The following is an 11,265-nucleotide window of genomic DNA, read 5'->3' on the forward strand; positions in this document are numbered from 1 at the left end:
TATTCACGGAGTGCGCGGTGAGCGGGTCAGACCGCGGGTCGGCGACGACCGAAGATCAGCGACACCACGAACAGCACCAGAAACACGAAGAACAGGATCTTGGCGATGCCGGCGGCGGCACCGGCGATGCCGCCGAAGCCCAGCACGGCGGCGACCAGGGCGATGACCAGGAAGACGAGCGCGTAATACAGCATGACGATTCTCCTCGGGGGCGGATGCGGGTCCGCGCGTGCGGACGCACCGAAGGAACATCAAATCGCGTGCCAGCCGCGCGCCGCGGGTGAACGGCCCACAACGCCCGTGTTTTCAGCGGTTTGCGTGCACGCCGGCGACAGTCCCGGGTGCGGCGTGCGTGGTCGCGCGATCGTGCCGGTCGCGCGTTCTGCACGCGATCGTGCGCGACGCATGCCCGCGGCCCCGGGCGTCCCGCCGGGCGACGGCCGATTTCCCCGGAAATCCGCGTAGTTGCGAATGGCACGCGATTTGATGGAGGGAACGCGTGCCCGCCCCTCCGTCCCGTGAGGACTTCCGCCATGCCCACCGCCCTCGCCAACACGTCCCTCGTCCGCATGTCCCCCGGTCGCCTGTCGCGCCGTCGTCGCCGTCGCCTGCGGGCGATGCTCGGCCTGCTCGTGGTCTGGGCCGTCCTCTTCGGCTGGGCGCTGGTCTCGGCGGTCGATCACGATCGCGCCGCCGACCGGCACGGCCTCGCGGCGGCCGCCCTCGGCCCGGCGGCGGCCACCGGCGCGCACGGCGCATGGTTCGCCGACGACGTATCCGACTACGACGACGGCAGCCCCGCACCCACGGGCGAGCCCGACGTCTCGATCGACACCGAAGGCGCGCTGGCCGACTGGCAGCACGTGTCCGACGCCGCGCTCTACGTCGGCGACCGCTGAGCCGGGGCGGCGCCTGCGTGCGGCGGCGGCGATGTTAAGCTGCCGCGCATGAGCCGCCTCTCCGACCCCGCCGAACTCGCCCGCCTGGTGGAGCGACTGGGCGAGCTGCGCCAGGAGCATCGCGACCTCGATCTCGCCATCGAGCGTCTGCACGAGAACATCGCCGCCGACGAGCTGGCGATCAAGCGCCTGAAGAAGCGCAAGCTGCAGCTGAAGGATTCGATCGCGCGGATGGAATCGGCGTTGATCCCGGACGAACCGGCGTAAGCGATCGCTGCGGGTCGATCACCTGCCGTCGCGGGCCTCAGCCTGAGGTATCCCCGCAAATTTTCGCGGAAGCCTCGGGCATTCATGTCTCGATGACATCCGTGAGCCCGTTCTGGTCTTGATGTTCCGGGGCCCCTGGTCGCGACGGGATTCGCTGATCAGGCCCGCAGGGCGCGCGGCAGGAGGCCGCGCGTTTTTCGACAGGATATGGACGTCCTGTCGAAAAACCCCGCGAAACCCGTGCACCCGGCGCAACGCGCCGGGCGCGACCGACGGGGGCGAAGACGCCTGCTTGCGCGCCACTGGCGCGCGGGCGGCCGAGCGCCCATGCGCCATGCGCATGGGCCGGAAATGCTTTCTTTGGGTCACCCTTTCTTGACTCGCGCCTCAGGCGCTCGCCCTTCGGGCCGGCTTCGCCGTTCGCGCCGCAAGCGGCGCAGTGCACAAGCAAAGAGCAGTGCACAAGCAAAGAAAGGTGACTCGCTCGCGGCAGCGAGCGAAACAAGAAAACAACGGCAGGGCCTTCAAAGCCGGATCCCGGCGTCCGCCGGGATGACGGAGAATGGTGTTGCAGGATCAAACAGATCCCTCGCCTACGGCTCGGGATGACACAAGATGGGTTGAACTCACCTGACCCGATGATCTGCCGGGACAAAAAGTGGGCATACCTCAGGCCTCAGCCCGCCTGCGACACTTCCGCGACGGTGATCGTGAAGAACTCGACCTTGCCGCAGGCCGCGGCGGTGCAGGCATAGGCGTCGAGCGAGGTCCGGTCGATCAGGCGTTCGCCCAGCTGGCCGTCGATGAGCGGCACCATGCGGTTGCCGTCCTGGAAGCGCAGCCGGCCCAGCGGCTGCATCGCCGCGCCGCAACGGGTGCAGCGCAGGTCGCGGGCCTCGGGCGTGTCGTCGTCCACCAGCAGGCCGTCGTCGGCCACGACCGCGGCGTCCGCGCCGTCGGCTTCGGCGGCGAGCGCCAGGCCGCAGTTCCAGCAGATGCCGTACACCGAATCGTTGTCTTCGCCGCAACTGGCGCAGTTCCAGATGGCCATGACGGTGGCTCCTCGCAGGTCGCCCGCGAGCATACCCGCGCCGTTCGCCGGCATCCGGGAGCGCCGTCGCCATCCCCGCCGGAAGGCAACGCGGCGATGACGAGCGGCATGCTGCGTCGCAGCAGCAACCGTATTCAACGCCGTGCTCCGGGCGGCACGCTATCCTGCCGGGTCACCCGGGGAGGACCGCCCATGCTGCGGATGCAAGAACGCCTGTCATCGCCGTTCCTGATGCTGCTGAGCCTGCCGTCGACGGCGATGGGCTTCGCGCTGGCGGTGCAGATCTCCGCGCTGAGCTGGCTGATGTCGACGAAGTACGGGCTGAAGCTCGACGAGATCGGCATCGTGTGGGCGGCCGGCCCGCTGGCGGGCATCCTCGGCCAGGTCATCATCGGCATCATCAGCGACAACGTGTGGCTGTGGGGCGGGCGGCGGCGACCCTTCATCCTGGTCGGCGGCGTGCTGACCGCGCTGATGCTGCTGGCGCTGCCTTCCATCGGCGCGATCGGAACGGCGCTGGGGCTGGAGACCATCCTCGGCGTCGCGGTGACGGTGGCGATGGCGCTGGACCTGTCGATCAACCTCGGCTTCAACCCGACCCGCTCGATCATCGCCGACCTCACGCCGGAAGGCCCCAAGCGCACCGCCGGCTACACCTGGATGCAGACCGTCTCCGGCACGTTCGGCGTGCTGGCCTACGCGGTGGGCGCGGTGTGGGGCAACATCGCGCTGATCTATTTCGGCGCCGGGCTGGTGCTGGTGTTCTCGCTGGTGCCGGCGCTGCTGGTGCAGGAGCCGCGCACGCTGGCGCACACCGAGACCGGCACGCCGGCCGAGAAGCTCAGCGTCGGCCGCCTGCTGATGCTGATGCGCCCGCTGTGGGCGTTCGCGGTGTACGCGCCGATCGCGATGGGCCTGAAGCTGGCCGGCGTGCAGAGCCACGGGATGTGGCTGGAAGTCGTGTTCGGCATCGCGACGCTCGCGCTGATCGCGCACGCGCTGACCGAGAAACAGGTGCTGGACGGCCGCGAGGACATCGCCGGCTTCCGCAAGGTGCTGGCCGCGCACGCGATCAGCTGGTTCGGCATGCAGAGCCTGTTCGTCTACATGATCGGCTTCGTGCAGCAGCGCTTTCCCGAGCTCGACGCCGACGCCACCGGGCGGCTGATGTCCTTCAGCTTCCTCTCGCTGAATGCCGTCGCCGCGCTGGTGCCGGCGCTGGTGCTCAACCCGCTGGCGCGCCGCTTCCGCGAGGTGCGCGTGCACGCCGCCAGCCTGGCGACGATGGCGCTGGGCTTCGGCTTCGTCTATGTCTTCGGCCATGCCGCCGCCGCGGTGTATTTCGGCATGGCGGTGATGGGGCTGGGCTGGGGCGCGATCGTCAGCCTGCCCTTCGCGATCTTCTCGCAGAGCGTCTCGCCGGCACGCATCGGCCTGTACATGGGCGTGTTCAACCTCAGCGTGGTGCTGCCGCAGCTGGCGGTGAGCCTGGGCGTAGGCGCGCTGCTCGCCGGCGTGGAGAACAAGGCGCTGGTGTTCGCACTGGGCGGCGTCTGCATGCTGGTCTCGGCGCTGGCATGGCTGGCGGTGAAGCAGGGCGCGCCGCATGCCGCGGCGGCCCCCGGCGGCGGCGGACACTGACCCGTCGCGCCGGCCGCCCGCCCCGACTACACTGCGGACCAGCCCAAGACCTCCGGCACTGCCATGGCCCTCCGCAAGACCAAGGCCACCTCGGTCGACATCGCCCACCGCGCCGGCGTTTCCCAGGCGACCGTTTCGCGCGTGCTGCGCGGCAGTCCGCTGGTCAACGCCGAGACCCGCAAGCGCGTGCTCGACGCCGTCCAGGAACTCAACTACAAGGTCGACCGCCGCGCCTCCAGCCTGCGCACCCAGCGCGCCGGCACGCTCGCGCTGCTGCTGTTCGAGGATCCCACCGAGGACGAGTCGAACATCAACCCGTTCTTCCTGTCGATGCTGGGCTCGATCACCCGCGCCTGCGCCCGCCACCACCACGACCTGCTGGTGTCGTTCCAGCAGCTGTCGGACGACTGGCACGCCGACTACGAGGACAGCATGAAGGCCGACGGCCTGATCCTGCTGGGCTACGGCGACTACGTCGACTACCGGCCCAAGCTCGAACGACTGGTCGAGCAGGGCACGCACTTCGTCCGCTGGGGCGCGGTGCTGCCGGACCAGCCGGGCATCTCGATCGGCTGCGACAACGCCGACGGCGGCCGCCTCGTCGGCGAACACCTGCTCGGCCTCGGCCGGCGCAGCATCGCCTTCCTCGGCGACGCCTCGCCGCACTATCCCGAATTCCACGCGCGCTACCGCGGCTGCGAGCAGGTGCTGCGCGCGGCCGGCATCCCCGAGGAACCCGCGCTGCAGGTCGACGCGCTCAGCTCCGAGGAAGAAGGCTACGAGGCGGCGAAGGCGCTGCTCGGCCGCGGCGTGCTGTTCGACGCCATCTTCGCCGCCAGCGACCTGATCGCGATCGGCGCCATCCGCGCCCTGCACGAACACGGCCTGCGCGTGCCCGAGGACGTGGCCGTCGTCGGCTTCGACGACATCGCGATGGCCCGCTTCTGCAACCCGCCGCTGACCACCGTCTACCAGGACACCGCCCGCGCCGGCGAGCTGCTGGTCGGCACGTTGCTCAAGCGCATCCACGACCAGCCCGCCGAAAGCGCGATGCTGCCCGCGACGCTGGTGGTGCGGCGATCGAGCGGCGCCGGCGGCTGAGGCGCACTGCCTCTCCTGTGGGAGCGACGGGAGTCGCGACGCAACGATGACCCGCCACCGGGTCGTGACTCACGTCGCTCCTGCAAAAGCGGACTGCCGCGCCTTTGATCTTCGTAGGAGCGACGTGAGTCGCGACCCCGTGCGGCGAAATGCATGATGTCGCAGGGGAGACGTCGCCAAACGACCAAGACAATGGAATGACGCCGACCTTTCGCGTGGGAGCGACGGAAGTCGCGACGATCCGACCGATGCAGGTGCAGGGTCGCGACTTACGTCGCTCCTACAAAAGCAGGCGGATCGTGCCTCAGTGCGCCTCCGGCTCCCGCACCCGCAGCACCAGCAGGCCGGAGAGGATCATCGAGGCGCCGCCGAGCACGAGGATGCCGGCGGGGGCATCGCCGAAGACGCGCTTGAGCAGGAAGCCCAGCGTCGCCACCGCGACCAGCTGCGGGATGACGATGAAGAAGTTGAAGATGCCCATGTACACGCCCATCTTGCGCGCCGGCACGCTGTCGGACAGCAGCGCGTAGGGCAGCGAGAGGATCGAGGCCCAGGCGAAGCCGACGCCGACCATCGGCACCATCAGCCAGTTCTCGTTCGGCATGTAGGGAATGGCGATCAGGCCGAGGCCGCCCAGCGTCACGTTGATCAGGTGGCTGCGGCGCAGGCCGAGGCGGCGGGCCATGAACGGAATCGCGATCGCGGCCAGCGCGGCGAAGCCGTTGTACGCCGAGAACAGCACGCCGACCCAGTTCGCGCCGGTGTTGTATTCGGCCGAGGCGGTGTCGGTGGTGTGGTAGTAGACCGCGGTCACCGTGGACGTGGTGTAGATCCACATCGCGAACAGTGCGAACCACGAGAAGAACTGCACCAGCGCCAGCCGGCGCATGGTGTCGGGCATCGCGTAGATGTCGGTCATCACCGTGCCGAACGCGCTTTCCGGCGTCACCACGTTGAGCAGCAGCAGCGCCAGGCCGTAGGCCGCGAGCAGCGCGCCGAGCAGGAACAGTTCCTTCGGCAGGCCCTGCACCGCGACCGCTGCAATGGCGATCGCGCCGACGAAGAACCAGAACGTGCCGAAGCGCGTGCTGCGCGTGCGGTCCAGCGGCGGGCGATCCAGCGCCGGTGCCTCGTCGAAGGCCTGCAGCGCTTCCGGCGGGTATTCGCGGGTGCGCAGCACGGTCCACGCGATCGCGCCCAGCAGCACGCCGGCGCCGGCGTAGAACGCGTAGCGCACGGTGTCGGGCACCTGCCCGGCGCCGGCCGCGTTGGCCACGCCGGCCTTCTCGAACAGCCACGGCAGCATGCTCGCCACCACCGAGCCCACGCCGATGAAGAAGCTCTGCATCGCGTAGCCCTTGGCGCGCTGCGACACCGGCAACTGGTCGCCGACGAAGGCGCGGAACGGTTCCATCGACACGTTGATCGAGGCGTCCAGCACCCACAGCAGGCCGGCGGCGATCCACAGCGACGGCGAGTTCGGCATCGCCAGCAGCGCCAGCGAGGCGAGGATCGCGCCGACCATGAAGTACGGGCGGCGGCGGCCGAAACGCGTCCAGGTGCTGTCGGAGAGATGGCCGATGATCGGCTGCACGATCAGCCCGGTCAGCGGCGCCGCGATCCACAGGCCCGGCAGTGCGTCCATGTCCGCGCCGAGGGTCTGGAAGATGCGGCTGACGTTGGCGTTCTGCAGCGCGAACCCGAACTGGATGCCGAGGAAGCCGAAGCACATGTTCCAGATCTGCCAGAACGACAGCGTCGGCTTCGTGGTCTGCGATCCGGAGGTCATCGGCGGGGGTCCCTGTGCGTGCGCGGCATGCGGACGCGCATCATCACATGCGCCGATGCGCGCAGGGCGTCGCGCTGCAGCGCAGCAATGGCGGCATGCAAACGTATTCAGCGCGACAGGCGCGACGGATGCGATCGCCGTGCCCGTCCGCCTGCGAGCGCCGCGGCGCTACATCGCCTTCGCCGCGAAGTGCTTCGCGATGAATTCCTCGTGGGTCGGCATCACCCGCGTGCAGTTGGCGATCACGCCGCGGATGCCTTCCATGTACTCGATGATCTTCTCTTCCGGATACACGTCGACCATCGCGTGGTAGCTGCGCGGGATGACGCGCTGGCCGTACAGCACCTGCATCCAGCTCGGCTCGGCGAACAGCTCGTTGCAGTCGCGGAAGAGGCGGCCGCAGCTGCGGAACAGCTCCAGCTTGCGGGTCAGCGACGCCGGCACGTCCATCGTGCGGCAGTAGTTCCAGAACGGCGTGTCGTCGCGTTCGGTGGCGCAGTAGTGCGCGATCAGGAAGTCGCGGATCTTCTCGAACTCGAATTCGGAGTGCAGGTTGAATTCGTCGATGTCGGCCTGGTCGAAACCGCCGTGCGGGAAGAACGCGGTCAGCCGCGCGATGCTGGACTGGATCAGGTGGATGCTGGTCGATTCCAGCGGCTCCATGAAGCCGCTCGCCAGGCCCACCGCAACGACATTCTTGTTCCAGAACTTCTTGCGCTTGCCGGTGAGGAAGCGCAGCACGCGCGGCTCGGCCAGCGCCGGGCCTTCGAGGTTGGCCATCAGCGTCGCGGTGGCTTCGTCCTCGCTGATGAACCGGCTGCTGAAGACGTGGCCGTTGCCCACGCGGTGCTGCAGCGGGATGCGCCACTGCCAGCCGGCCTCGCGCGCGGTCGAGCGCGTGTACGGCGTGAGCGGCGTGGTGCGCTCGCAGGGCACGGCCACGGCGCGATCGCAGGGCAGCCAGTGGCTCCAGTCGTCGTAGCCGGTCTTCAGGGTCTGCTCGATCAGCAGCCCGCGGAAGCCCGAGCAGTCGACGAACAGCTGGCCCGGGATGCGCTCGCCGTTGTCCAGCGTGATCGCGTTGATGAAGCCGCTCTCGGGATTCTGCTCGACGCCGATCACCTTGCCCTCGGTGCGCACCACGCCGCGTGCCTCGGCGTAACGGCGCAGGAAGCGCGCGTACAGGCTGGCGTCGAAGTGATAGGCGTAGGCGATGTCCGCCAGCGGCGAGTTCGGGCGGTCGGTCACCGGCGGCATGAAGCGGTTGTGCCGGCAGGCGAAGGTGTTGATCGAATAATCGTCCAGCGGCGCGGCCTTGCCGGCCTGGCGCATCTTCAGCCAGTACTGGTAGAACGGCACCAGCCCGAGGTCCTGGCCGATCTTGCCGAAGCCGTGGATGTAGCTGTCGCCGACCCGGCCCCAGTTCACGAACTCGATGCCGAGCTTGAACGAGCCCATGGTCTCGCGGATGAAGTCGCCCTCGTCCAGGTCCAGCGCGGTGTTGTAGAGCTTGATCATCGGGATCGTCGCCTCGCCCACGCCGACGATGCCGATCTCGTCGGATTCCACGAGCCGGATCGAATACGATGGGTTCAGCACCTTCGCCAGCGCCGCCGCGGTCATCCACCCGGCGGTGCCACCGCCGACGATCACGATCTGGTTGACGCGGTGCGGCGAAGAACTGTCGGGCGTGGTGTTCATGCGGCGGAGGCTCGTTGGGATGCGCAATCAGTATGCGATGCACGGCAATCCCGGTCATCCCGCGGTGCAACGGCCACGACACCCGCGCACTGCATACGTATTCAGGGCGCTTGTAACGATTCTCGCGTGCATCCCGGCCATCGCGGCGGCCTCCGCGCGCGCGGACGCCGGCCTGCGCGCTGCCTGCGATGCGCCCGCTTCCGCGACCGTGCTGCATGCGCAGGCCGGGCCCGCCGTCGACGCCCGCGCCTACTGGCTGGATCGCCATCTGATCCAGTGGCCCGGCGCGCCGGTGACGGGTCGCTTCCGGTTGTATCGATCGGCGACCGCCGCGCTGCGCGCGGTGCCCGGCCAGGTCGTCGCCGGTGCCGACGGCCATGTCGATCTGGCGCCGGCGAAGGTCGAAATGATCGCGGCGCTGGCCGAGCGTTTCCGTTTCGTCGGCGACGGTCCACGGCTGGTGTTCGGCGATGCCGTCGACGTCGGCGCGCTGCTGAAGGATCAGCTGCTGCTGGTGCGCGAGGATGACGCGGGCCGCGTGCTCGACGCGACCGCGGTGCAGACGCCCGGCGCGCTGGATGACCTGTACGCCGCGGCCGGCGACATCGCGCTGGGTGCGTTCCGCACCGTGCCGCCCGCCGGTGCGGAAGACTTCGCCACCCGCTTCGCGCTGTGGGCGCCGACCGCGCGCAACGTCGCCGTGTGCATCTACGCAGACCGCGGCGCGACCCACGCGCTGCCGGCGCATCGCGACGACGCGACCGGCACGTGGACGCTGGACCTGCCGGGCACGCTGCACGGCGCGCGTTATGCGTATCTCGTCGACGTGTTCGCGCCGGGCACGGGCATCGTGCGCAATCGCGTCACCGATCCGTATTCGGCCGCGCTCACCGTCGATTCGGCGCGCAGCGTGGTGCTCGATCCCGACGCGCCGGACACGAAGCCGACCGGCTGGGACGCGGCATCGCGGCCCGCGCCGGCGGCGGACAGCGTCGACATGGTCGTGTACGAACTGCACGTGCGCGATTTCTCGCGCGACGATGCCGGCGTGCGCGCGCCATGGCGTGGCAAGTACCTCGCGTTCACCGAACCGGATTCCGCCGGCATGCGCCACCTGCGCGCGTTGCAGGCCGCCGGCCTGACCGACGTGCACCTGCTGCCGGTGTACGACTTCGCGTCGGTGCCCGAGCGCGATTGCGTCGTGCCGCAGGTGCCGAAGGGCGCACCCGACGGTGAAGCGCAGCAGGCCGCGGTCGCGAAGACCGCGGCGACCGACTGCTTCAACTGGGGCTACGACCCGTGGCATTACGGCGCGCCCGAAGGCAGCTACGCGGTGCAGCCCGACGGCGCGGCGCGCGTCCGCGAGTTCCGCGCGATGGTGCAGGCGCTGCATGCCGCCGGCCTGCGTGTGGGCATGGATGTGGTCTACAACCACACCTTCGCTGCGGGCCAGGACGCGCGCGCGGTGCTCGACCGCGTTGTGCCCGGCTACTACCAGCGCCTCGACGCGGCCGGGAAGATCGCACGCTCGACGTGCTGCGAGAACACCGCCACCGAGCACCGGATGATGGCGAAGCTGATGATCGACACCGCGGCGCGCTGGGTGCGCGACTACCGCATCGATTCGTTCCGCTTCGACCTGATGGGCCACCAGCCGCGCGCGGCGATGGAAAGGTTGCAGCGCGCGGTCGACGCTGCCGCGGGCCGGCACGTGCCGCTGATCGGCGAAGGCTGGAACTTCGGCGAGGTCGCCGACGGCGCGCGCTTCGTGCAGGCGTCGCAGCGTTCGCTCGCCGGCAGCGGCATCGGCAGCTTCAGCGACCGCGCGCGCGATGCGCTGCGCGGCGGTGGCTGCTGCGATAGCGGTGCGGCGCTGGTCGATGCGAAGGGCTGGCTCAACGGGCTCGCCGACGGCAGCGACGAAGCGGCGGCGAAGCGCGCGGCCGACCTCGTGCGCGTGGGTCTGGGCGGCACGCTCGCGGGCATGCGCATGACCACGGCGGACGGGCGCACGCAGGCATTTTCCGCGATCGACTACGCCGGCCAGCCCGCGGGCTACGCCGCGGCGCCCGGCGAGGCGGTGAACTACGTCGAGAACCACGACAACATGACGCTGTTCGACCTCGGCGCGATGCGGCTGCCGCGCGACACGTCGCGCGAGGATCGCGCCCGTGTGCAGCTGCTCGGCGCCGCGTTCGTGGCGCTGGCGCAGGGCGTCGCCTACTACCACGCCGGCATCGACGTGCTGCGCTCGAAGTCGCTCGACAAGAACAGTTTCGATTCCGGCGACGCGTTCAACCGCCTCGACTGGACGCTGGCCGACAACGGCTTCGGCGCTGGATTGCCGAAACAGGCCGACAACGGCGGCGACTGGCCGTGGATGCGGCCGGTGCTGGCCAACGCGCGGATCAAGCCCGCGCCCGCGGACATCGCGTGGATGGACGGTGCCTTCCGCGACCTGCTGCGCATCCGCGCGAGCTCGACGCTGTTCCGCCTGCGCACCGCCGACGAGGTCGCGAAGCGGCTGACGTTCCCGAACGTCGGTCCGCAGCAGGATCCGCGCGTGGTCGTCGGTCATCTCGATGGTGCCGGGCTCGACGGTGCGCGCTTCCGTGAGGTGCTCTATTTCCTCAACGCGTCCGCCGATGCGCGGACGCTGTCGCTGCCGGCGCAGGCCGGCAAGGCATGGACGCTGCATCCGGTGCAGCGCGATCCGCAGGCCGTCGATGCCCGCGCCCGCGACGCGCGGGTCGAGACCGCCACCGGCACCTTTTCCATCCCGCCACGCAGCGTCGTGGTCTATGTCGTCGAATGAC

General features: G+C 69.6%; 9 protein-coding genes. 5 read left to right on the forward strand and 4 right to left on the reverse strand.

Annotated elements, in window-relative coordinates; all coding sequences use genetic code 11:
* Positions 1 to 26 precede the first annotated feature (26 nt).
* A complete protein-coding gene (locus tag ACT53Q_RS03545) occupies positions 27 to 194 on the reverse strand; it encodes a DUF1328 family protein (protein WP_476185280.1) in 168 nt (55 codons plus the stop codon).
* 339 nt (positions 195 to 533) lie between these two features.
* Between ACT53Q_RS03545 and ACT53Q_RS03550 the strand changes: the two genes are divergently transcribed.
* Together ACT53Q_RS03550 and ACT53Q_RS03555 are read left to right on the forward strand one after the other, a co-directional pair.
* A complete protein-coding gene (locus ACT53Q_RS03550) occupies positions 534 to 899 on the forward strand; it encodes a hypothetical protein (RefSeq protein WP_476185281.1) in 366 nt (121 codons plus the stop codon).
* A gap of 48 nt (positions 900 to 947) precedes the next feature.
* Complete coding sequence (locus ACT53Q_RS03555; protein ID WP_476185282.1) at positions 948 to 1,166, forward strand: YdcH family protein; 219 nt, start codon at positions 948 to 950, stop codon at positions 1,164 to 1,166.
* A gap of 676 nt (positions 1,167 to 1,842) precedes the next feature.
* Here the strand turns inward: ACT53Q_RS03555 and ACT53Q_RS03560 are convergent.
* Positions 1,843 to 2,217, reverse strand: coding sequence for a hypothetical protein (locus ACT53Q_RS03560; protein ID WP_476185283.1), 375 nt, complete (start codon positions 2,215 to 2,217; stop codon positions 1,843 to 1,845).
* A 192-nt stretch (positions 2,218 to 2,409) separates the two neighbouring features.
* Between ACT53Q_RS03560 and ACT53Q_RS03565 the strand changes: the two genes are divergently transcribed.
* Both ACT53Q_RS03565 and ACT53Q_RS03570 read left to right on the forward strand, forming a co-directional pair.
* Positions 2,410 to 3,858, forward strand: a complete 1,449-nt coding sequence (locus ACT53Q_RS03565) for an MFS transporter (RefSeq protein WP_476185284.1) — start codon at positions 2,410 to 2,412, stop codon at positions 3,856 to 3,858.
* A 63-nt stretch (positions 3,859 to 3,921) separates the two neighbouring features.
* On the forward strand, positions 3,922 to 4,959 hold the full coding sequence (locus ACT53Q_RS03570) for a LacI family DNA-binding transcriptional regulator (RefSeq protein ID WP_476185285.1): 1,038 nt from the start codon (positions 3,922 to 3,924) through the stop codon (positions 4,957 to 4,959).
* Between the two features lie 304 nt (positions 4,960 to 5,263).
* Here ACT53Q_RS03570 and ACT53Q_RS03575 read toward each other — a convergent pair whose 3' ends face one another.
* Together ACT53Q_RS03575 and ACT53Q_RS03580 are read right to left on the reverse strand one after the other, a co-directional pair.
* The gene (locus tag ACT53Q_RS03575) at positions 5,264 to 6,748 is read right to left on the reverse strand and encodes an MFS transporter (RefSeq protein WP_476185286.1); all 1,485 of its coding nucleotides are present in this window, start codon (positions 6,746 to 6,748) and stop codon (positions 5,264 to 5,266) included.
* A 168-nt stretch (positions 6,749 to 6,916) separates the two neighbouring features.
* Positions 6,917 to 8,449: a tryptophan halogenase family protein gene (locus ACT53Q_RS03580; protein ID WP_476185287.1), complete on the reverse strand. Its 1,533-nt coding sequence runs from the start codon at positions 8,447 to 8,449 to the stop codon at positions 6,917 to 6,919.
* Between the two features lie 208 nt (positions 8,450 to 8,657).
* Between ACT53Q_RS03580 and ACT53Q_RS03585 the strand changes: the two genes are divergently transcribed.
* Positions 8,658 to 11,264 (forward strand): alpha-1,6-glucosidase domain-containing protein, encoded by a 2,607-nt coding sequence (locus ACT53Q_RS03585; RefSeq protein ID WP_476185288.1) that lies wholly within the window; start codon positions 8,658 to 8,660, stop codon positions 11,262 to 11,264.
* Position 11,265 lies beyond the last annotated feature (1 nt).

Source organism: Lysobacter sp. DMC97 (assembly GCF_056313745.1).